Origin of the sequence: Thermococcus camini, from assembly GCF_904067545.1 — an archaeon.
Classification (GTDB): Archaea; Methanobacteriota_B; Thermococci; order Thermococcales; family Thermococcaceae; genus Thermococcus; species Thermococcus camini.
In genome coordinates, this window is record NZ_LR881183.1 from 376,411 (window position 1) to 397,750 (window position 21,340).

21 protein-coding genes are annotated in these 21,340 nt (G+C 54.5%); 8 read left to right on the top strand and 13 right to left on the bottom strand.

Translation table 11 applies throughout. The annotated features are described in order from the left end of the window. Positions 1 to 15: 15 nt before the first annotated feature. Positions 16 to 4,665, bottom strand: a complete 4,650-nt coding sequence (locus tag TIRI35C_RS01915) for an LAGLIDADG family homing endonuclease (protein ID WP_188201540.1) — start codon at positions 4,663 to 4,665, stop codon at positions 16 to 18. Next, the gene (locus TIRI35C_RS01920; protein ID WP_188201541.1) at positions 4,665 to 5,159 is read right to left on the bottom strand and encodes a DNA replication complex GINS family protein; all 495 of its coding nucleotides are present in this window, start codon (positions 5,157 to 5,159) and stop codon (positions 4,665 to 4,667) included. Before TIRI35C_RS01920 ends, TIRI35C_RS01915 begins: the two co-directional genes overlap by 1 nt. Positions 5,160 to 5,265: 106 nt before the next feature. Between TIRI35C_RS01920 and TIRI35C_RS01925 the strand changes: the two genes are divergently transcribed. Both TIRI35C_RS01925 and TIRI35C_RS01930 read left to right on the top strand, forming a co-directional pair. Continuing rightward, positions 5,266 to 5,778, top strand: coding sequence for a metallophosphoesterase (locus tag TIRI35C_RS01925; protein ID WP_188201542.1), 513 nt, complete (start codon positions 5,266 to 5,268; stop codon positions 5,776 to 5,778). An 86-nt stretch (positions 5,779 to 5,864) separates the two neighbouring features. Beyond that, entirely contained in the window at positions 5,865 to 6,713 is an 849-nt protein-coding gene (locus TIRI35C_RS01930; protein ID WP_343044031.1) for a hypothetical protein, read from the top strand. Here the strand turns inward: TIRI35C_RS01930 and TIRI35C_RS01935 are convergent. Further along, positions 6,694 to 7,284: a hypothetical protein gene (locus tag TIRI35C_RS01935; protein WP_188201543.1), complete on the bottom strand. Its 591-nt coding sequence runs from the start codon at positions 7,282 to 7,284 to the stop codon at positions 6,694 to 6,696. The genes TIRI35C_RS01930 and TIRI35C_RS01935 overlap by 20 nt on opposite strands. An 89-nt stretch (positions 7,285 to 7,373) precedes the next feature. Here TIRI35C_RS01935 and rtcA point away from each other — a divergent pair, with 89 nt between their 5' ends. Genes rtcA through TIRI35C_RS01950 form a run of 3 tightly spaced genes read left to right on the top strand, consistent with a single transcriptional unit; the run spans position 7,374 to position 9,030 of the window. Further along, entirely contained in the window at positions 7,374 to 8,408 is a 1,035-nt protein-coding gene (gene rtcA, locus TIRI35C_RS01940; protein WP_188201544.1) for an RNA 3'-terminal phosphate cyclase, read from the top strand. Positions 8,409 to 8,455: 47 nt separating this feature from the next. Beyond that, positions 8,456 to 8,644, top strand: coding sequence for a hypothetical protein (locus tag TIRI35C_RS01945; protein ID WP_188201545.1), 189 nt, complete (start codon positions 8,456 to 8,458; stop codon positions 8,642 to 8,644). Positions 8,645 to 8,682: 38 nt separating this feature from the next. After that, positions 8,683 to 9,030, top strand: coding sequence for a type II toxin-antitoxin system VapC family toxin (locus TIRI35C_RS01950; RefSeq protein ID WP_246454781.1), 348 nt, complete (start codon positions 8,683 to 8,685; stop codon positions 9,028 to 9,030). Positions 9,031 to 9,450: 420 nt separating this feature from the next. Here the strand turns inward: TIRI35C_RS01950 and TIRI35C_RS01955 are convergent, their stop codons facing one another. Further along, positions 9,451 to 10,518: an AAA family ATPase gene (locus TIRI35C_RS01955; RefSeq protein ID WP_188201546.1), complete on the bottom strand. Its 1,068-nt coding sequence runs from the start codon at positions 10,516 to 10,518 to the stop codon at positions 9,451 to 9,453. Between the two features lie 84 nt (positions 10,519 to 10,602). Beyond that, positions 10,603 to 11,046, bottom strand: a complete 444-nt coding sequence (locus TIRI35C_RS01960) for a hypothetical protein (protein ID WP_188203264.1) — start codon at positions 11,044 to 11,046, stop codon at positions 10,603 to 10,605. 262 nt (positions 11,047 to 11,308) lie between these two features. Here TIRI35C_RS01960 and TIRI35C_RS01965 point away from each other — a divergent pair, with 262 nt between their 5' ends. Together TIRI35C_RS01965 and TIRI35C_RS01970 are read left to right on the top strand one after the other, a co-directional pair. Next, on the top strand, positions 11,309 to 11,563 hold the full coding sequence (locus tag TIRI35C_RS01965; protein WP_246454656.1) for a UPF0175 family protein: 255 nt from the start codon (positions 11,309 to 11,311) through the stop codon (positions 11,561 to 11,563). Next, a complete protein-coding gene (locus TIRI35C_RS01970; protein ID WP_246454782.1) occupies positions 11,556 to 12,041 on the top strand; it encodes a DUF3368 domain-containing protein in 486 nt (161 codons plus the stop codon). Before TIRI35C_RS01965 ends, TIRI35C_RS01970 begins: the two co-directional genes overlap by 8 nt. A 398-nt stretch (positions 12,042 to 12,439) precedes the next feature. On the opposite strand, the gene TIRI35C_RS01975 is transcribed toward TIRI35C_RS01970, so the two are convergent. The 8 genes from TIRI35C_RS01975 to shyB form a co-directional block, all read right to left on the bottom strand. Next, positions 12,440 to 13,285: a TatD family hydrolase gene (locus TIRI35C_RS01975; RefSeq protein WP_188201548.1), complete on the bottom strand. Its 846-nt coding sequence runs from the start codon at positions 13,283 to 13,285 to the stop codon at positions 12,440 to 12,442. Positions 13,286 to 13,294: 9 nt separating this feature from the next. Continuing rightward, on the bottom strand, positions 13,295 to 13,612 hold the full coding sequence (gene pbp11, locus TIRI35C_RS01980; protein ID WP_188201549.1) for a tRNA-binding protein Pbp11: 318 nt from the start codon (positions 13,610 to 13,612) through the stop codon (positions 13,295 to 13,297). 4 nt (positions 13,613 to 13,616) lie between these two features. Further along, positions 13,617 to 14,282 (bottom strand): DUF257 family protein, encoded by a 666-nt coding sequence (locus tag TIRI35C_RS01985; RefSeq protein WP_188201550.1) that lies wholly within the window; start codon positions 14,280 to 14,282, stop codon positions 13,617 to 13,619. After that, a complete protein-coding gene (locus TIRI35C_RS01990; protein WP_188202954.1) occupies positions 14,257 to 14,946 on the bottom strand; it encodes a DUF257 family protein in 690 nt (229 codons plus the stop codon). Before TIRI35C_RS01990 ends, TIRI35C_RS01985 begins: the two co-directional genes overlap by 26 nt. 112 nt (positions 14,947 to 15,058) lie before the next feature. Continuing rightward, positions 15,059 to 16,306, bottom strand: a complete 1,248-nt coding sequence (shyA, locus tag TIRI35C_RS01995) for an NAD(P)-dependent hydrogenase/sulfhydrogenase 2 subunit alpha (RefSeq protein WP_188201551.1) — start codon at positions 16,304 to 16,306, stop codon at positions 15,059 to 15,061. Beyond that, complete coding sequence (shyD, locus tag TIRI35C_RS02000; protein ID WP_188201552.1) at positions 16,303 to 17,043, bottom strand: NAD(P)-dependent hydrogenase/sulfhydrogenase 2 subunit delta; 741 nt, start codon at positions 17,041 to 17,043, stop codon at positions 16,303 to 16,305. Before shyD ends, shyA begins: the two co-directional genes overlap by 4 nt. Further along, positions 17,040 to 17,915, bottom strand: a complete 876-nt coding sequence (gene shyC, locus TIRI35C_RS02005; protein WP_167891559.1) for an NAD(P)-dependent hydrogenase/sulfhydrogenase 2 subunit gamma — start codon at positions 17,913 to 17,915, stop codon at positions 17,040 to 17,042. Before shyC ends, shyD begins: the two co-directional genes overlap by 4 nt. Then, complete coding sequence (shyB, locus tag TIRI35C_RS02010) at positions 17,912 to 18,916, bottom strand: NAD(P)-dependent hydrogenase/sulfhydrogenase 2 subunit beta (RefSeq protein ID WP_188202955.1); 1,005 nt, start codon at positions 18,914 to 18,916, stop codon at positions 17,912 to 17,914. Before shyB ends, shyC begins: the two co-directional genes overlap by 4 nt. A gap of 167 nt (positions 18,917 to 19,083) precedes the next feature. Between shyB and nuoF the strand changes: the two genes are divergently transcribed. Then, positions 19,084 to 21,339 (top strand): NADH-quinone oxidoreductase subunit NuoF, encoded by a 2,256-nt coding sequence (gene nuoF, locus TIRI35C_RS02015; protein ID WP_188201553.1) that lies wholly within the window; start codon positions 19,084 to 19,086, stop codon positions 21,337 to 21,339. The last annotated feature ends 1 nt before the right edge of the window (position 21,340 follow it).

Below are 21,340 nucleotides of genomic sequence, written 5' to 3' on the forward strand. Positions count from 1 at the left end.
AGGTGTGAGGAGGTCTCAAGATGCCATTTTGTAGAAGCCCGCCCTCGGTTCGTATACACGTCCTTCGCGCTTGAGGCCTTCAAGGAGTTTTCTTATTTCTCTTTCAGTGCCAATCCCTGCCTGCTTCGCCGCCTCGAGGATATTATCCTCCGGCGCCCCGAACTCTCCCTCGCCCTCAAGGTTCTTTATTATGTCGATTAACCTGTCTATCTTGTTTATCTTCCTGGAGCTCTTGCCGACCTCCAGTATCGAGATATCGAGCGTTCCCTCCTCGTCGGTCGCTATCTTCCTTATCATCTCCTCGATTATCTGAATCGCTGCCCTGGCATCTTCCCGCGTTACCGTCTCGCTCAGCCTCATCCTCGCGTGGGCCTCGCTCAGTCTTATTAAAGCTTCCAGCTGCCTTGCCGTGACCGGAATCGGCTGAACGCCCTCCTCCTCGCCGGAGCGCTTGAAGCCCTTCCTCATCCTGACGTAGTAGCGCTTTATCTCATCCATCGCCTCCCTGCTGAGAACGGGGTGGACGTTCTTCCTCGCGTAGGCGATGTACTTCTTGAGAAGGTCGTAGGGTATCTTCGGCGTCACCACCTCTGCCTCTCCCCTGCGGACCTTGAGTATGTGCTCCGCTATGCTCGCATCGACCTTCTCGTCCGGCTCGTCCAGGAGGAGGAAGATGAGGTCGAAACGGCTCAGCAGGGTCGGCGGCAGGTCGAGCTGCTCCGGAAGGGACTTGTGGCGGTTGAAGCGGCCGTACTTGGGGTTGGCGGCGGCTATAACGGTGGTTCTGGAGTTCAGGGTCGCTGTGATGCCGGCCTTGGAGATGCTTATCGTGTTGTGGAGAACCAGCCCGTGGGAGACGAAGAGGTGGTACGGCTCGACGGTCACGTCGTAGACCCACTCCCAGCGGTCGTTGGGGAGTTCCTCGACTTTCGTGACCCTGAGGAAGTTCACGTTTGAGTTAAGTATTTCTTCGACCTCTTTGATTGCCCGGTTTATCTCCCTGACACGGTTATAGACTTCGTCCCTGACCACGCCCTCGATGACGGGGTCGCCTCTTTCCAGTTTATTCCTGAAGGTTACGAATGCCATGCCGTAAAAACCTGGAAGGTGTGTCTTTGGAAGGTACTCAAAGGCCGCCCTCGGGTTCTCCTCGGCCAGCTTCAGGAGCGTCTCGGCGTGCCTCCTCAGGCCGTCGATTGTGCGCCTTATCAGGGACTCCGGAACGAGCTTATCTGCCTGAGCGTACCGTTCCGGCTTGAATTTGAGTAGTCTCCCTGCCCGGAGGAGCCGGCGTAGAACCTCAGCGGGAAGGTACCTCTCCGTCTCCACGACCTCAAAACGCCCGGGCAGGCGTCTTATCTTTGAAACCGTGCCGATGGAGTAAAGGTAGTCCTGCCGGTCCTCAGCTTCTCCAAGCCTGCGGAACGTATCACCCTCAACCTCCGGGAGCTCGATGGGGTAAAGTGCAACACCCAGGGCTATGTCCCTCCTCCTTACCATTTCCGCCGGCTTCTCCTTTATTTCACCGCCCTCCCATACCATTATCGGGTGCTCTGGAGTGACGACTACCTCCCTGCCGTTGGAGAACCTAATCTTTATGAACTTCTTCGGAGCTTTATGCCTGCTCACGCGGTCGGCCTTGACCTTCACAACTTCCTTCCTCTCAAGGTCGTAGGCGAGGAGCTCAAGGTTATCAACGGGTAGAATCTCGGTGTCCTTGCCGATTATTACTCTATCGCGGTTGCCCTCGATGAGCGAATCCACTAACTCGCCTATCTTGACCTTCCTGCCGTCGGCCAGGAGAAGCTCGAAGTCGTGGTGGTAGCTCTGCTGTTCAAGTGCCTCGTGTATCGCGCTCCTGTCGCGCTCGCTCATCTTGTCGAACTCGTCAATGCAGTTGTGTACTATGATTCCCTCAGCGAGAAAGTTGTGCTCGCCCGGTACGTATAGGTCGTAGACGTAACCATCGTAGGGAATGCGCTCGATGGAGACAATTTCATCGAGGAAGTAATCCCTCGTAGCGAGGACTTCAAGCTTAATCCTGATTTCTGGACTCAAAACATCGCCGAGCTTCTCCACGAGCTTTTTCAGCTGAATCCTGCTGGGCTGGTACCTGCCCTTGGCGTAGGAATAAACGGTGCTCCACAGTCCCCGCTCCTGTAGTAGCTTAGCCGGAACCCTTTCAATGATGTCCCTTGCGATTCTCCTTACTGGCTCGGCGGGAACTTTATCGCTTTTCGACGAGACGAGGTGCTTTTTGAGGGGTATTTCCTTAATCTTGACGCTGTACGTCCTAATCGCGTTAAGGAGGTTTGCTACATCTTCTCTTCCTGTTATCTGAATCCTGTTCACACCCTTTCCAGGAATTACGCGCGCGTACACGTCAAACCTGCGGAGCAGGAGTGCAAAGGCCCTGTCCATCTCTGGGTCGTTCGAAAGCAGAAACTCAACGTGAATAACTTTCCCACTCTTGCTATTCTTGATTGAGACACAGCCGTCCGAGTCCAAGGCCCCAGCAACAAAGGCCTTCAGGGCCTCGTCGTCCAAGGAGAATGCATTCCTGAAGTTGTCTTTGGTAATGTATTCGTAGAGGTACGCGAGCAATGGTGAGCTGACGTGGAACGTAATCGTGTTGCTCTCTATCTCGTTGCCCGCCAGTTCGCTTCTTGTGGTCCTTTCGTACTCCCTCAGCTGTCCATGGTAGAAGCTCCTGAAAGCCCGCCTTAGGCTCTCAATCTGCCGGTTATGTACCTTTGACTGTACTATGCGAACGTGAACCTTCGAGCCGTTCCGTTTTATCCACCCGTCTCCGTAAAGGAAGCCTAGGAAATAAGCGAGTTCGGGGGTTATGTACGCGACTTTGAGGCGCTCCCTGCGATAGTTTGGACCATACGTTAGGGGCCTCTCGCGCCATTCTTCATAGATTCCCAGCTCACGGAGTATTTCCCTGAACTTTCCAACACTTATAGAGCCCTTCCCAGAGAGGAAATCCCTCGAAACGTTGTACTTCCTGTTGAACTCAGCGAGGCTCTTAAATCTCTTAAGAACTTCGGCCTTCAGCTCTTTCTTCTCCTCAGGAGTCAGTTTGACCTTCCAAGTGGACGGCAAGATGTCAAGTATGTAAACCCTGTTTCTCACCGAGGGAAGCTTTAGTGGGGCAACTACCTTGTCTCCAACCCTGAACTTTTCTGCCTCCTTCCACTCAAGGGTCCCGCCGTCTATGAGGAGGTGGTCTGGAGTTAGGGTTACCTCGTTGCCGGAGCGGAACTTTAACCTCAACAGCTCGCCCTTCCAGGGCTTCCTGCGGATTATCGTGGCCTTTGATTCTTTAGTCCTCATGCTGTCCAGGTCGAGTGCGGTAACTCCCGTCTCCTTCTCCTGAATGTCCACGACCTGACCGTCGGAAATTGCTTTGTAGGATTTCTCAAGCTCGAAAAGCTCCTCTATGCGAACGTACTTCCCATCTACCAATACCCTTGAGTTCGGGTGCAGGCAGGCGAACCCACCGTCTGCCAAGACAAGGACACCAGCCTCCAAAACCCACGAGCCTGTGAACTCGTCGCGCACGGCTGCAGCCGTCAAACCGGCTGCGGAGCTGCTCTTTCCGCTCGTATAAATCGCTCTAGGCGCCAGATTGGCCACGTAGCGGAGAATTTGACTCTTCGCTACTCCCGGATCTCCAACAAGCAAAACGTGGCTCTCTCCTCTCAGCTTCGTCCCGTCCGGAAGAACCCTCTGCACGCCGCCGAAGAGTGCCAGAGCTATGCCCTTCTTAACTGTCTTGTGACCCCAGATGGCAGGGGCAATTGAGTCCACAATGGCATCAACGATGTCCTTTCTCTTGGCCAGCTCGCGGATCTTCTGCTCGTCCTCTGGCGAGATTTCAAGCTCCTCTATCTCCTTGCTGAGCTGTTCGATGTGGTTTACCTCCAGAACCTTCTTGAATATGGGCCTCTTGTCCTTCTGCTCCAGGATAACGCGCAGGATTCCCGTGACAAGAACCCTGTCGCCCGGCAGTGCTGTGTCCACCATGTCATCGAGCAGGATTGCATCGACAAAGCGCGGCATCTGACCGCCTTTGAGGCTCTCCGGCCTGTCCTGAAGGCGGAAGCTCTGAAAGTTTATAAAGCGGCTCTTCTCCACGTCGAGGTCAACGTTCCTTGAGCCGCAGGCGTCGCACTTGGCAGGCTTGACGATGTTGTCGTAGGGTCTCTGAAGCCTGACCATCTCGTTGCCGCAGTCCTTACAGACAAATACCGCCTTTTCAACGAATGGTTTGACCTCGCTTACACGTGTGATGATTCCGTCAACCTGAATGAGCCGGTTTATGTGCTCGCTTCCAAGCTCCTTGACGAGGAGCGTCTTGGGGAGGTTGTAGAACCTCGCGTGGGCGGTAAACTCCTCCTTCTTCTCGATGGGGGGCTCCCTCAGGACTATCTGAATGGCATCCTCTGCCGCCAGAATACTTTCCTCAGGGTTTTCTATCAGCTCCGCAGCCAGTTCCGGGTCGAATGAGTTGAGGTGCGTCCAGTCTATCGCGAGCGACCGTCTGGGGGTCACGGTGAGCAGGTCCTTCAGTTTGTTGAGGTAGACCTCCTTGCCCTCGTCGTCGACGTACTCCCTCAGAAAGCGCGCGTACCTCTCTATCATGTCCTCCCTGTCCATCACTCCTCACCGAGCCATTCGTTCCGTATCTTCGACAGCTGAAGGTATATCCTCCTCTCCTCCGGCGACAGGCGGGAGAGGAGTTCCAGGCTGTTGGGCCTCAGCCGCACCGCCTCGAGTATCTTTCTGAATCGTATCTGTTTGAGGTGTTCAAGCTTCTTCTTCAGGTTGGCCAGTTTGGTCAGCTTGATGTTTATGGTCTCTATGCTCTCGCCCGCGTTCAGCCTCACGTAGTTCTCGAGGTAGTACATGTAGAACTCCGCCCTCTCATACAGCCCGGCCGGGAGGGACGTAAGGGGCTCGCTCTCCCTCTCCTCGGCTATGGCCCTGTCTATCTCCCCTATTATCTTATCGGTCTCGTCTATAACCTCGACCACCTTCGCTTCCCAGAGCTCCTTTGCCTTCCAATCCTCAACGAGCACGATGTCTCCGGCGCTCCAGTCCCCAAAGGGGTGGAGGATTTTAACGGGTATCACTGCCCTCCCCGTGAACATGACATCACCCTCTCGAATATACCCCTACCCCCGGATGCTCTTAAAGTTTGCCGAGAGATGGATAAGCCTATAAGTCCCGCCGCCCTATTCCAGCGCAGGTGAGAGCATGCTGATAGGTATAATGAGCGATACTCACGACAACCTCTCGGCCATTGCCAAGGCCGTTGAGCTGTTCAACGAGAGGAACGTGGAGCTGGTCATTCATGCGGGTGACTACGTCGCCCCGTTCGTTGCCAGGGAACTCAAGAGGCTTAAGACGCCGCTCAGGGGTGTTTTCGGCAACAACGATGGTGAGAGGAAAGGCCTCTACGAGGCGCTGGGCATCTACGACGAAATACTGGAAATCGAGGCCGATGGAATGAAGATGGCCGTAACCCACGGCACCGATGAGCGCATCGTCCGCGCGCTGGCCAGGAGCAGGCTCTACGACGTTGTCATAGTCGGCCACACCCACCGCTACGAGATACGTGAGGAGGGGAGAACCATACTCGTCAACCCCGGCGAGGTCTGCGGCTACGTCACCGGGGTGAAGAGCGTCGCCCTGCTCGACACCCGGAAGAGGGAGGTGCAGATAATCAACCTCGACACCGGGGAGCTTCTTGGGGCAATGAGTCTCTAACGAGCGTCTCTAAAGCACCTTTGAATGGCTGCAGGGCTTCCTGCCTCTCGATTTTTGCCCGTTGAATCAACAGAAACGAACCGGCGATGGGTATGGATGATATACTGATTCCTAAGGAAAGGCGCGACGCGGTCGTGTTGATAGGAGTGGATCGGTCGGGGAGCGTTGAATTCATCAAGGTCTACGCGGTCAGCGAGGAGAGGGCAAAGGAAACGCTTGAGGAGTTCTTCAGTGCGAAGGGTCTGTTCCCCAGCGACTACCGTCTCGTCAGCAGGGGGAGCGAGGAAGTCGGAGGGAAGGCGGCGATAACAACGAGGAGTGAGTCATCTCTGGGTGCCTCCCTCTCGAGGCTCGGCCTTCGCCTTCTCTCGAACGGCGTGCTGTACCTTGGGGGTATCGATAGGGTTTACCAGTTCACCCTTGTGAGCGAGGAACTCTACCGCAGGATAACCTCCGAGAAAGCGCTCCCGGGCCCGGAATTTGAACCGCCGGCAATACTGCCAGAGGATGTCCTCTCCCTCGGCCTGGATACGCTGGTGGAGAACCTGCGTGGGATCGAGCTGGAGGAACTCCTGCCGGAGGGCGCGGTTCTTCTGCGGGAACCTCCAGTCGATAGGGTCGCCGAGATTCTGGCAGAGGCGAGGGATTACCCGGTTGTGGTTGAGACGAAGGACGCCGGGAAATACGGGTTCCTCGATTTTCCCGTCGTGCTCAGGCTCCCCCCGCTCTCGCCGGATGAGTTCGCCGCAGAGCTGTCGGCGATGCTCGGCTTCGAGATCGGCGCGGGATACTTCCTTGACTACCCTCCGGAGAAGTTCACCCTGAGGAACGCAAAGGCCCTCGCGCGCCTCGTCAGGGTGCTTGTGGAGAAGAGGGGTCTGGGGGAGAGGGAGGCCCTGGCCCTTGCGGTGCGGCTCAACCTTGGAAAGCTTTGAAGTATCGAATCACTTCTTCCCTGAACCGGGGGTTGTTTTTCCCGAGGGCCGCGTTTATCAGTCCCCTGAGCTTTTCGTCCTCCGCGATGTACACAAGCAGAAGGCCCTGGTCCGGGCTAAGCTCGCCGAGAAACCCGGTTTTTTTCAGCAGAGCATCTCTGCTTCCGGTGGTTTTTTCAAGCGCTACTATCCTTTCGAGGTACGGTTCAACTTTCTTTCTCCTCGCCTCAAACTCCAGCCAGTCTATCGCCAGCCTCTCCCCGGGGGATATGTGGAGTCCGGGACTTTCCATATAATGCCTGAGAACGTCCCTGAGCTTCGAGCCCAGCATCTTCATTCGGAACCGTTCAATAGCCCTGTAATCGTTTTGAAGGCGCTTTTTGTCCACGAGGTCGAGGGAGTCGTAGAGGGCTATCCCCGTGAGGTAGCAGAGGGCCGCGAAGGGAGCTCCCGGGAGGGTGACGCAGTTCCGCGTTACCCTGACGAATTCTCCGTGTCTTCTTTTGGACCCCTCCAGGAGCATTCCAAGGGGATAGCTCAGGCTTTTAATGCAGAACTCAAGCTCGTCCATATTAACACCACCGAAAATTCGTTCCGTTGAGTAAAAGCCTTTTCGGCAAGGTTTTTAGCGGCCTCACCGAAGCTAATACCGGTGAGAAGATGGAGTGGGTGGAGATAGACGGTTCCTACGGCGAGGGAGGGGGGCAGATACTTCGAACGGCTGTGGCCCTATCGGTAATCACCGGAAAGCAGGTCAGGATTTACAGGATAAGGGCAAACCGTCCAAACCCCGGTTTAAGGCCCCAGCACCTCCACGGAATTCTGGCTTTGAAGGAGCTGAGCAATGCGAGGGTTAAAGGGGCTCAAGTCGGCTCGACGGTTCTTGAGTTCATACCCGGAAAGGCCGAGCCAAAGCACGTCCGCGTTCCCATAAAGACGGCCGGGAGCGTCACGCTGGTCCTTCAGGCTCTGCTGCCGGCGATGGCATTCACGGGCGGGAGCTTTGAGATAACCGGTGGAACCGACGTCCCCTGGAGCCCACCTGTTGATTACCTGAAGAACGTAACGCTCTTCGCCCTCGGGAAGATGGGCCTCAAAGCGGAACTCGAAATCAGGCGGAGAGGCCACTATCCCAAGGGGGGCGGGCTGGTAGTTGGAAAGGTAGAGCCCTGGGAGGAGAGGAATCCCCTGAAGGCCGTCGAGTGGAAGAGAATAGGCCGATTCGCCGGGGTAAGCCACGCCACCAACCTGCCGACCCACGTCGCTGAGAGGCAGGCTAAAGCGGCAAAGGAGAGGATTGAGGAGCTTTACAGCGTTCCCGTGGGGATAGAGACGGAAGTATCGCGCTCCCTCGGGCCGGGAAGCGGCATCGTCGTCTGGGCCGAGACCGATTCGCTGAGGCTCGGCGGAGATGCACTCGGAAAGCGCGGAAAGCCGGCTGAGGTGGTTGGAAGAGAAGCCGCCGATGAACTCATCAACCAGCTGACGAGCAGGAAGGCCGTCGATAAATTCCTCGGCGACCAGCTGATACCTTTCCTGGCCTTTACCGGTGGGGAAATCGGGGTTTCGGAGATTACGAACCACCTCGTTACGAACGTCTGGGTCGTGGAGCAGTTCCTTGGCAGAATCTTTGAGGTTAAGGGAGAGATTGGAGAGCCGGGGGTTGTGAGGGTGGTGAAGCGGGCAGAGCTGTAGCGAAGATGTTAAATATGCGCGGAACGAAACACCTTCCGGGTGTAAGGATGGAAGGTGTCGAATATATATATGACGAACACGGACGGATCAAAGGAGTCATAGTCCCTCCCGAGCTCTGGGAGAAACTGAAGGGAGAGCTCTTTGAGCCCTCGAGATACAGGGGAATCTACAAGGGCAGAAAAGACCTTGAGAAAAGTCTCAAGGAGCTGAGGGACGAATGGGAGAGGGGTTTCTGATCGACACGAACATTTTAATCTATTATCTCGCTGACGCCATGCCTGAGGAGGAGCTCCCTAAGGTAGAGGAAATCCTCAGGAAGAGCTTTAACGTCTCCATCATCACCAAGATAGAGTTCCTCGGCTGGAAAGGCCACACTCTGGAGGGCTTTGAGAAATCTAAGGAGCTCATAAGCTTCGCGCACGTCATACCTCTCACCGATGAGATAGCAGATATTGCTATCGAACTCCGGAGAAAGGTTAAAGTAAAGCTCCCCGATGCTGTTATAGCGGCCACTGCATTGAGGCACAACCTCACGCTTGTTACAAAGAACGTTAAGGATTTTGAGAAAATTGAAGGACTGAGGATATACAACCCCTTCGAAAAGGTTGATAAGAGGTGTTAGCTCTCCATTTGCCTTTTTTATTCCGATTTCGATGCCCTTGGCTATGGCCTCTTTCATTCTCGCCTCCTGGAGCTTCAGTTTGAGTTGTTCTCTCCCGTGCCTGAGCCAGAGTAGAACTATCGCAGTAATCCCCCAGAAAACATAGCCGAGCCATGGTACGAACATCGTCATTCCTGTCGAGAAAAGCGCCATTCCTAAGGTTATGGATATCATATACTTGAAGCTCCTCTCGATGGCCTCTTCCAGCTCATAAAGTGGTGGTTCTGCCTTTTTGATAATATTTCCAGGCCAGCCGACCCACTCCGCATAGAACAGGGGAATAACGCCACCGAGCATTAGATAGACCCCCATTTGAAAAATGTCCATTTCCCTCCTCTAGGCGGGCATAATAATTGGAAAGTGGAACTCCTGCCGTTGTCTTTAGGGGGAAAGTGAGAGTCTCATCGCGGCTCTTCGGTAAACTGGGTCGGTGAAGTAGTACACCCCTGCATCTTCGTCCTTCTGCACAATAAAGAGCCCCTCGCTTAGTGTCGAGAGCAACCTGCTCAGTGTATCCTCAGATATTCCCGTCTGAGCCATGTCCCTCCAAGATGCACCCAGTGCCAGCAGTTTGACAACGGCCCTCGCCTTTGGGCTCCTCCCCTCCAAAAGATGCTCCAGCTCCCTCGCGGCCTCTTTGACGGCCTCATCAATCGTAGTCTTCAGCGCAAGGCGGTGGTCTTTCTCTATGTACCTTTTGACGCCGTAGAGGTTCAGCCAGCCGGGTAAAGTGCCGAGCTCCCTAACGGCTTCCCTGATTTCCCAGTCCTGATACTCTATACCAAGCCTTTTAAAGCCCGTCCTGAGGAATTGCTCCGCGACGGTTTCTTTCCAGGGTGCGAGCCTTATCTCTATTGGAGGGCGTCCAAAGAGGGCTTCCCCATAAGTTGCATCGAAGAGCTTCTTTACGACTCCGGAATAGGAGCCGGTGAAGATGACGAGAAGGGAGTGGTTCTCATTGAAGGCCGAGCCCAGGGCCCTCAGAAAGTGCCTAATCCCCTGATGAATGCTCTGAACTTCGTCGAGAATGAGGATCGTGTTATTAAGTTTAAAAAGGGCATCTGAAAGGGCTCTCTTAGCGGAGACGCTTTTCTTCAGCTTGATTGAAAACCCGGCCCCTTTTGCCGACGCCGAGACCTCGGAGAGGTATTCTGACAGGGTGTCTATTATGGACTTTGGCAGTCTTCCAAGTATCTTCTCGGCAGCCTCCCTGAATGTCTCGGTGTCCCTCAAGTCCACAAAAATCACCTTGTAACCATTGTTCCTCGCGAAGGTGTTCGCACCGGCCAAAGCGAGACTCGTTTTTCCCACCATTCTCGGTCCGAGGATGGAGACCCAACTTCCGGCGTTCAGTGCTCGGAGCAGTTTTTCAACCTCTTTCTCTCTTCCGAAGAGCTGTTCGGGCCTTTTCCTTGGTCTCTGGTCAAAGAAGATTTCTCCCCTTGGCATCGATACCCCCCGAAGTACTTCGGGGGGTAGCCCCCTTTAAATCTTTCGTCGAGTGGTTGAGGATAAACAGAAAAAACGAACGGCTTAAATCTTGATCGAGATTTCAGCTTTGTCGCTCTTTTTGAGCTGGATTGCGAAGAGGGCCTTTCTGATAGATTTCTTCCTGAGGAAGAAGATAACTGTCAATATAAACCCCAGCAGGGACCCAATTGATGAAACGAATATTAACAACCAGAACAGAGACCAGTTCTTTATCACCACCGTTCCTGTTGCAATACCGAATTCAATGAACGCTGTCCATATTCCAAGTAGCAACCAACTTATCAAAGCAGTATTCAACCCCTCATTGACATAAGGGATGCACTCGGAATAGGCAGCCCTAATAATCTCTATGTCCGAAACGTCTTTATTCCTATTGTCTCTGGTGTAAGCTTCAACGAATCTGTCTGGGTCTGCATGAATAAAGAATGCCATGATAAGGCCAAGGAACAGAATGCCGATTCCAACTGCCACACCGCTCATTCCCACAATTGTTCCCCAAGAGCTTTTGTTAAGATCAATGGCCAGAATTGTTGCTCCAACTCCAAAACCAAAAGAGATTACAAGAAACGCAATCTAGGGTTTTACATCAGCGTCCCAACCTTTTATTCGACTTACTATCTCCTCAACGTTTCGTCCTGCCTTGACTTCCATCTCCCTCCTCCCTCCGGGTATTTATGTATTTCCCTCCTCCCGGAGGGTATAATACTGGGCGAAGGGGTTAAATACCGCCTGCCCAAATGTTAACTCGGTGGGAAAGGTGGAGATAGTTATACCCGATGACGTTCTCGTATCCATGAAGCTCCCGAAGTCTGAGGTGGAGAGAGAGTTAAAGCTTGAGCTGGCGGTGATTCTCTACTCGCGGGGAGTGCTATCTCTCGGGAAGGCGGCCAAACTTGCGGGGATTACGAAGAGGGAGTTTTTGGAGGAGCTTGCAAGGAGAAAAATCCCGAGGCACTACACCGAGAGAGAGCTTGAGGAGGATTTGGACTTTGCCCGTGGTTAGCGGCTCCACTCCGCTGATTCACCTCGCCAAGATCAGGAAGCTTGAACTCCTGAGGGAGTTCCTTGGAGAGGTTCTCATTCCAGAGGCGGTTTACAGGGAGTGCGTGATTGAGGGCAAGGGTTCGGAAGATGCGAAACTCATCGAAAACGCCGGCTGGATCCGGGTTGAGAGGATACGCGACGAGAGACTTAAGAAGTCCCTCATGATCGAGCTCGACGAGGGCGAGAGCGAGGCAATAGTCCTGGCGATTGAAAAAGGGGCTGAGATGCTTTTGATGGACGACTACGATGGCAGGGAGATTGCCAGGGCTTTGGGGTTGAAAACCACCGGCACAATTGGAATCCTTCTGCGGGCGAAAATTGAAGGGCGGATTGAGGGCATAAAAGATGAGCTTGATAACCTTAAGGAAACGGGTTTCTGGCTGAGCGAGGAGCTTTACGGGAGAATATTGAAGGAAGTTGGGGAGACTAAATCCTGATTGATATCTCAGCTCTGTTGCTCTTCTTGAGCTGGATGGTTAGGGCAGTGGGTATAAAAAGCCGGGCGTTTTCTTGAGAGGATAAAACGAGCATTGTAGGAGATTGACAGTGGAAAATAAAGCCTCCGCCCTTAATGAATCCCCCCGAGAGTGGAGGTCAGATTTAAAGGCTTCATCGAGAATATCCTTCTCTTCGGCTCCTACGCGGGGAGTGCGAGAGGAGTTTGATGTGGACATTCTCAGTGTAGGTGACATTGATTTTGACGAGCTCATGGAGGTTGTGAGAGATATCCTCCCCGAATACGGAGAGCTGATAAGTCTGATAGTCATAAAGCCGGAGGAGTTTAAAAGAAGGGAGAATAGCTCCATAAGGGCGATTTTAAGTGGGGAAAGGTGCTCTACTCCACAATCTCCACCCTATAGACCTTCCTCGGGTTCTCAACGTGAATCTTGTAGACGTCCTCCTCGGTAAAGAGGCCGTTCTGGAGGAATGCCTTAGTTCTCTTCGGCACGGTCTTCGGCCCGAGAACTGCACCCGGTCTTCTCTTGTCGTCTATGTAGTCCGTCTCCATCATGAAGCGGTTCCCCTGCTCTATTGCCTCTTTGATGTTCTTCTTGCTCGCGATGATGCTCGGGAAGACTCCGACCTCTTCTGCCACCTTCACGAGGGGCGGGGAGAAGTGCTTGACGACCTTGTACGGCTTTATTCCGACCTCTTTAACGTACTTCCCAAGCTCGCGGAACTTCTCTTCGTCGAAGCTCTCGGTGTGGAGCTGAACCGCGCAGTCTGCCTCTTTGGCCAGAGTCATTCCATACTTCATCAGCTCGATGCTGGCATTCCAGATTTCCTCGCTTACCTCGTAGTGGGGCCTGCCTATCTCGCCTATGGCTATGGCCTTCCCCTCAAGGCACAGTTTTTGAGCGTATTCGAGGGCCTTTATGACCTCTTTTTTGGCATAGCTTAATCCTTTCTGCTCCGCCAAATAGACGAACTCCGCAGGGTGAACACCAACGACGGCGTAGGCCTTGACAGGTGTCTCTTTGTTAATCCTCTCAACCAGCTCGATGTGAAAGTCCATCGCCTTCATGAAGTCCTCCGCTTTCAGCCCGGGGAAGCCGTAGTCGTGGGCCGTCTTATAGACAACGACGAGATGCGTTCCTCCGGCGCGGTGGAACTGCTTGACCGCCTCAAGGAAGAGGCCCTTGTAGGGGTCAACGTGGAAGTGGTCGTCCCAGATTATCATACTCTCACCTCAGGACTGGTAAACTTCTATGATTTCGCCCTCTTTGACCTTTAGAGCTCCCTCGAGGATCAGGGCCGCTTCATCGTGCTCCACGACGAAATCCACCTTCCTGTTCCGGATGTGTATCTCCCTCACGAGCGCTATTCCCCCACCCTTGAGCTTGTAGCCTGGGTATATGACGCCCTCAAGCACAACGCCGCCCAGGACCTGCTTTCCGAGGACGTAGGTTACTCCAACCACCTGAAACCTGCCCGCGGGCTTTCGGGAGACGATTTGAACATCTCCCCACTTTCTGCCCCTGCCGAACAGCCGGTCCAGTATTCCCATGCTCTCACCTTGCACTCCCGTCCAGGTATGCTATCATGTCGCCGTCGACTATCCTGAGGGTAGGCCCCTTGGCGAAGACGAGGGCGTGCCGCTTGTTCCGCAGCTGAATCCTTACGACGGTTGTGGCTATCTCCTCCAGCTCCGGTATCGGGTTGGTTCTGAGGGCGGAAACTACACTTCTGTTCAGTATGTAGAACGAGACGTGGCTCTCGTCTCCAAGCCGCTCCTTTATGGCCCCGGTCGTCATGTAGAACTCGCGTTTGCTTTCAAAGAATGCGAACAGTCTCTCTATGCCGAGGGTTATGTGTATGTACCTCTTGCCGGGGGCCGCTTCTCTGAGGGCCTCCCTGTGCCGGTTCAGATACCTGGCGGCGTCGCTCTCTATGCCTATCCTCGCCACGACGTTTCCGATGCTCTTGACCCCGCCCGTTTTTATGACGCTGACATCTGAAAAATCCTCGTCTATTCCGAGGAAACGGAGATGTTCCCTGACTACGTGAAGCGAATCCAGGATATCATCCACGTAAACGGGTACCCCCTTCTTTCTTCCGTACTCTGCTATCAGATGGGTCATCAGGGCGGTCCCGTAGGGGGATTCGTTCTCCACCAGGATTACGTCGCCGAAAAAGACGCTGTCCAAATACTCATAAACCCTTTCCGTGGAAAGCATCAAGCATCACCTCCAGGCTCACCTCGTACTCCCTCTCCAGGAGTTCCCTTACCGGTGTTTTCAGGAAGGTTATCTTTGCGCTGACCGGGGTGGGGGTTATCTCCACCACCGTGCTCGCGATGTACTCCAGCTCCGGCAGGGGGTTGAGCTCTAGGGTTGAGGCCACCTCAGTGTTCATCAGGTACACAGCCTTTCTCTTCGTGTTTCCAAGCATCTTCTGAAGTTCAGTTATGAACAGATAGTACTCCCTGGGGCTGTGGATGAAGGCGAAGAGCCTTTCCAGGCCGAGGGCAATGTTTATGGAGTCGTTAATTTCCGCGAGTGCTTTTTTCATGGTCTCTTCATACTTTTTTATGTAAACAAGCGGCTCCGAGCTGAACTCCACGTTGGCTATGACGTTTCCAACGTTTATCCTGCCGCCCGATTTCACGACGAGTGCATCGCTGAAATCCTCCTCGATTCCCCAGAACCTGAGGTGCTCCTGAAGAACATGAAGGGAATCAAAATTATCGTCTATGATTATCGGAACGTTCCTCTTCCTCCCGTACTCCATCAGCAAAAGGACGAGGAACTCGGGTGCGTAGGATGGATGGTACTTTACAAGAACGCTCTCCCCCGGCTGCACCGTGTTTATTACCCTGAAAAGCTCCTCGAGTTGCTCCATGGCTCTCACCGTTAAGAGTTTTACCATGGAGTGATATAAACATTTTGGGAGAATCGGGGGTTTGTGCACATGATTTGGGGTTTTGGACTGAATTAAATAAAAAAACAGCGTTTCAGAGCTTCACCAAGTGCACGGAGCAGGAGATGCACGGGTCGAATGCCCTCACCGTCTCCTCAAGCCTCTGCATCATCGTCCCCTCGTCGGCCTCACCGTACAGTTTCCTTGCCTCCTCCAGCAGGCTGGCCTCTATCATCGCGTGGTTCAGCGCGGTTGGGGTTATTATGTTGGAGTAAGCGACCTTACCGCTGGCGTCTATCCTGTAGTGGTGTATGAGTAGCCCCCTCGGAGCCTCGACGTAGCCGATTCCTTCCCCTTCCCTTGGCTCAACGGGGACGTTTTCCCCTTCGATGCCCCTATCGAGCAGGGTCTTTGCTATTTCGTTTGCCCTCTCAAGGGAATAGACCAGCTCTATCGCCTGGGCCAGGTTGTTGTAGCTGACGTAGCCGGTTTCCAATTTCTCCCTGTGCTCCTCAAAGAGCCTCCCGGCAGTGGGCGTGAGCATCTCCGACTTGAGGAGCAGTCTCGGCAGCGCTCCGACAAGGAAGGACTCGCCCTTGTAGCGGCTCTGCTTGGCGAAGCTGTAAACTAGGGAGTGCTCCTCTATCCTCTCGGTGTAGTGGAACTCCCCGGGTTCGTCGGATATCAGCTTTTCACCCCAGAGGTAGCCTTCGGTGGCGACGAAGTGTTTCGCTTTTGCCCCGTAGGGGTCTAACTGTGCGAAGAGCCTCACGGCACGTCTTGCCAGTCTTAGAAGGGCTTCGCTTTCCCTCTCTATCTCCTCCAGCTCGTCAACGGTTGGATACCTGCCGAAGCCGCCGGGCTTGACGTTTATGCCGTGTATCTCCCTGCCGCCCACCATTACCCTGAGCCTGTTGCCAAAGGCTTTGAGCGCCAGTCCCTCCTTCACGAGTTCGCCGTGCTTCGTGGCCATCCTTATTGCGTCGGGGTAGCCGAAGACGTCAGGTGCAACGAGGAGGTATAGATGCAACGCATGGCTTTCGAGCAGTTCGCCTATGAGTCCGAGCTCCCTGAGGAGCGTTACCTCCTCCGGGACTTCAACCCCAAAGGCCCTCTCGATTCCAATGACCGAGGCAACGCTGTGCGATAAATAGCAGATGGCGCATATCCTCGCTTCAAGGTCCGGGACATCGTAGTAGTGTCTTCCCAGGGTGAGCAGTTCGAAGAATCTCGGCCCTTCGATGATCTGAAGCCTGACGTCCTTTACCTCGCCGTCCTCTATGACTATCTCGGCTTTGCCGTTGCCCTCAACGCGCGTGAATTCCCGCATCTCAATCATCATGGCTCCCACCTCGCAAAGGTCTTGAACTTTCTCACGATGTACTCGTCATCGTAGCCGAGGCTCTTGAGTATCTCGTACTCGCTGGCCGGGTTCACCTCTCCTGGCAGGGGGCCTCTGCACCCTATGCACCCGAGGCCGGAGCGCACGCAGACGGCTTTGCAGCCGCCGTAGGTTATCGGGCCGAGGCAGGGAAGGCCTCTCTTCACCAGCACACACTCGTACTCGTTGAGCTTGCACTCAAGGCAGACCGGGTAGTCCTTTCTAACGGGCTCGATGCCCTTGGCGATGTCCATGAGCACCTGGTATACTTCCTCCTTGTCGTACGGACATCCCGGAAGGGCAAAATCAACGGCGACGTACTCAACCACCGGTTTGGAGTCGAGGGCGCGCATCGGGTTCCCACCGTCTCCGTAGACTGCCTTCAGCTTCTCCCTGATGGGTAGCTCAACGCTCCCCTGAACGGAGCCGTGGGTCGCACATGTCCCCAGGGCTATGAGGTACTCCGAGTGGTTCCTCGCCTCCTTGAGCAGGTTCAGGTCGCGCTGGGTCGAGACGGTTCCCGTTACGAGTGCCACGTCGTAGTGGTTCCCCTCGCTCAGGCTGGTCGCCATGTGGAACTCGGTTATCTCGTAGAACTCGAGGAGGTCAAAGAGCTTCTCGTAGAGGAAGAGAATGTTTAGTGCACAGCCGCCGCAGTCTGTAAGCTCGAAAACCCCCAGCTTGAGCTCCTCCATCATATCAACCCCCTCGTGGAGAGAGCATCCCAGTAGGTGAAGACCGGTCCGTCCTTGCAGACGTACTTGATGGACGTGCTCGTTCCGACGATGCAGTGGCCGCACTTGCCTATCCCACAGCGCATGCGCCTTTCGAGCGTCATGTAAATCCTGCCCGGTGAGAGTTTTCTGTCGAGGAGCTCCCTTATCACGAACTTGTACATGACCGGTGGGCCGCAGATGAGGGCATAGGTCTTCTCCACGTCGAACTCCTCTCCCCTGAATAGGTCTGTGACGACACCCCTGCACACCCTGTCGGAGAAGCCCCTCTCCAGATAGATGCACGATGGGCTTTCAACCTCGTAGGCAAGCTTGACGCTACAGTTCATGGCCTCGCCGTGCTTCAGGAGGTGTATTATCTCATCCCTGAAGAGGATGTCCTCGTAGGCCTTCGTGCCGTAGAGGAGCCAGATGTGTTCATATTTTCCTGAATCAATCGCGTACCAGAGGACGGATCTTAACGGCGCCATCCCGAGGCCGCCGGCCACAAGAATCAGGTTCGAGCCCTCCATCTCCTCCATGGGGAAGCCGTTTCCGTAGGGCCCGCGGATCCCTATTATGTCGCCCTCCTTCATCTTGTGTATGAACTTTGTCATTCTGCCGGCTTTTCTAATGCAGAGCTGGAGGTAGCCCTTTCTCGTTGGGGACGAGCATATGCTTATCGGGAACTCTCCGAAACCGCGTATGTCAACGATGACGAACTGCCCGGGCCTGAACTCGAACTTCTCTCCAACTTCGGGGTCGAGGAAGCGTAGTGTGAAGAGCTTCTCCCTCGATGTCAGGTCCTTCACTTCGAGAATCCTTGCGTCGTACGTCTGGTACGGGTTCTCGCTCATTTCAGAGACCCCCTAACCTCCTCAAGAACCTTAACGTGCTCTATCTTCGCCGGGCAGAACTCGTCGCATCTTCCACATCCGACGCAGTTGTAGCCCGCTGACGGGTCAAAGTAGCTCTTGCAGTAGTAGCGGTGCCTGAAGCGGTCTAAGCGGGTCGGCCTGAAGTTGTGGCCTCCGGCAACCAGCCCGTGGTTCTCCATGAAGCACGAGTCGTAGCGCCTCTCGCGGACTGATTTGTACGCATCTATCCAGCGGTCGCAGACCTCGTAGCAGCGGCACGTCGGACAGACCATGTTGCAGTTACCGCAGGCGAGGCATATCTCGGCGTACTTCTTCCACACCGGGCTGTTGTATGCCAGATCGAGCATATCGGCGAGGCCCTCCTGCGGGAGCTCCTTCTGGAACGCATTTGCGCGCCTCTCCTCGAACTCCTTGAAGTTGGCCAGGTCTTCGTCGGTCACATCTTCAAACAGCTCACCGTTTTCCCAGGCTATCTCGTGGCCGCGGACGCTGCCTATTCTCACAAGCCATCCGTCGGGCAATTCGTGCAGGAACAGGTCAAAGCCGTCCATGGCGAAGTGCGTGCCGAGGCTCTTGCAGAAGCAGTACTCGTCCGGCATACAGCTTATCCCTATTATCAGGGTCTTCTCGCGCCTGCTCTTGTAGTACGGGTCAGCGGGCTCATCGAGGTACACCCTGTCGAGTATCTTGAGGCCGTGGATATCACAGGAATGGAGTCCAAAGAGAACCATCGGCTCTGCTTCTACCTCCTCTTCCCAGCGGCCGTTTTTCAGCCTGAGAACGGCCTCTTTAGGCCTGAAGAAGAACTTCTTTGGCGGGAGCATGGTTCTGTTGTAGTCGAGAGCCATCTCGCTGGGGTCGTGAACCTCCTGGAAAGAATAGATGCTCCCCTTCCTTACTGGGGCATAGACAGTGCCCCAGGCTTCGAGTGACTTGAAGAACTTCTCAAAGTTTTCGGAAGGCAATTTTATGTATCTCAAGGGCATCACCGCCTCTAACGGGCTTACAATTTTAAGTTTGTAAAGGATTGATTTAAGAATTTTTCAAACAAATGGTTGCCAACCAGACGTTACAAACTTGTACTTTGGTGTACGCTTATAAACATTAAAGTTGAGACCCTTTTGAGAAAATCTTATGGTGATGCGAGATGGAAGCCTCGTTCGATTACATGCGTTCTTATCCGCCGGAACCGGGTTCCCTAATCCCTCTTCTCCAGCGAACTCAGGAAAAGTTCGGCTACCTCCCCAGGGAGGCCCTTGAGGAGATAGCTAACTACCTCGGTGTCCCGCTCAGCAGGGTCTACGGTGTCGCTACCTTCTACGCCCAGTTCAGGTTTGAACCCCTCGGAAAATACGTCGTCAAAATCTGCCACGGGACGGCATGTCACGTGAACGGTGCCGTCAATATATCCCAGGCCATAACGGAGGAGCTTGGAATCCAAGAGGGGCAGACGACAGAGGACGGCCTCGTGACGCTGGAGCGCGTCGCCTGTCTCGGATGCTGCAGTTTGGCCTCGGTCATAATGATAAACGACAAGGTCTTCGGAAAGCTGAATCCTGACAAGGTCAGGAAGCTGATGAGAAAGCTAAGGGAGGGAAGCTCGATGTCTGAAATCAAGGCCATCGCAGTCGGCATGAACTCCTGTGGAATAGCTGCCGGCGCGAGGGAAACCTACGAGGCTATAAAGGCCGAGATTGAGAGAAGAAACCTCGACGTGAAGCTCAAGATAGTCGGCTGTGTCGGCATGTGCTACCGCGAGCCACTGGTTGACATAATCACCGATGATGAGATAATCACCTACGGTCACGTCGACCCCAAGAAGGTCCCTCGTATCATAGAGGAGCACGTCCTCAACGGAAAGCCGGTCGAGGAGTGGATAGTCAAGCGCGACTGGTGGGAGGACGGCAAGAGGAAGACGTGGGACGTTGACGGCTACTTCTCCAAGCAGGTGAAAATAGTCCTTGAAAACTCTGGCTACATAGACCCCGAGAACATCGACGAGTACATCGCCGTTGGAGGCTACGAAGCCCTCAAAAAGGCCCTCAAAATGGAGCCCGAGGAGATAATAGACGTTATCATGAAGTCCGGTCTTAGGGGAAGGGGTGGTGCAGGATTCCCGACCGGCCTGAAGTGGAAGTTCGCGAGGGAAGCCAAGGGGGACGTCAAGTATATCGTCTGCAACGCCGACGAGGGCGACCCCGGTGCCTTCATGGACAGGAACGTGCTCGAAGGCGACCCGCACCGTGTTATTGAAGGCATGATAATCGGCGCCTACGCGATTGGCGCAAGTAAAGGCTTTATCTACGTCCGTGCCGAGTACCCGCTCGCCATAAGGAGGCTGAAGATAGCGCTGAAGCAAGCTAAGGAGAGGGGCTTCCTCGGCGAGAACATCCTTGGAAGCGGATTCTCCTTTGACATCGTCATCAAGGAAGGCGCCGGAGCTTTCGTCTGCGGTGAGGAAACAGCGTTGATAGCCTCCATTGAGGGCAGGCGCGGAATGCCGAGGCCGAGGCCGCCTTATCCGGCGCAGAAGGGCCTCTGGGGCAAGCCGACGAACATCAACAACGTGGAAACGTGGGCGAACGTGCCGTGGATAATCAAGCACGGCTGGGAAGCCTACGCCTCGATAGGAACCGAGAAGAGCAAGGGCACCAAAGTCTTCGCCCTCTCGGGCAAGATAAAGCACGGCGGAAACGTCGAGGTTCCGATGGGAACCACGCTGAGGGAGATACTCTACGAGATAGGCGGGGGAACCAAGACCGGCAAGAGGATAAAAGCCGTCCAGCTCGGCGGTCCCTCGGGCGGCTGTATTCCCGAGTACCTCTTCGACACCCCCGTTGACTACGAGAGCGTGAACGCTACTGGAGCGATAATGGGGAGCGGCGGAATGGTCGTCATGGACGAGGACACCTGTATGGTCGATGTGGCAAAGTTCTTCCTCGACTTTACAGTCAAGGAATCCTGCGGGAAGTGCACCTTCTGTCGTCTGGGCACTAAAAGGATGTGGGAGATCCTGGACAGGTTCACCAAAGGCGAGGCAACGGAGGAAGACCTCGAAAAGCTTGAGAGCTTGGCTTATCAGGTCAAGGCCGGCTCTCTCTGCGGCCTCGGGCAGACGGCACCTAACCCGGTTCTGACGACGCTCCGCTACTTCAGGGACGAATACCTCACCCACATCAAAGGAAAATGCCCCGCCAAGGTCTGCAAGCCGCTCATCAGGTACGTCATAATAACCGAGAAGTGCACTGGCTGTACAGCGTGTGCGATCTTCTGTCCCGTCAAGGCCATCAGCGGCGAGAGGCTTAAGCCCCACGTCATAAACCAAGAGGAGTGCATCAAGTGCGGGACCTGCTACGAGGTGTGCCGGTTCAACGCCATAGAGATTCTCACTGGGGGTGAGTGAG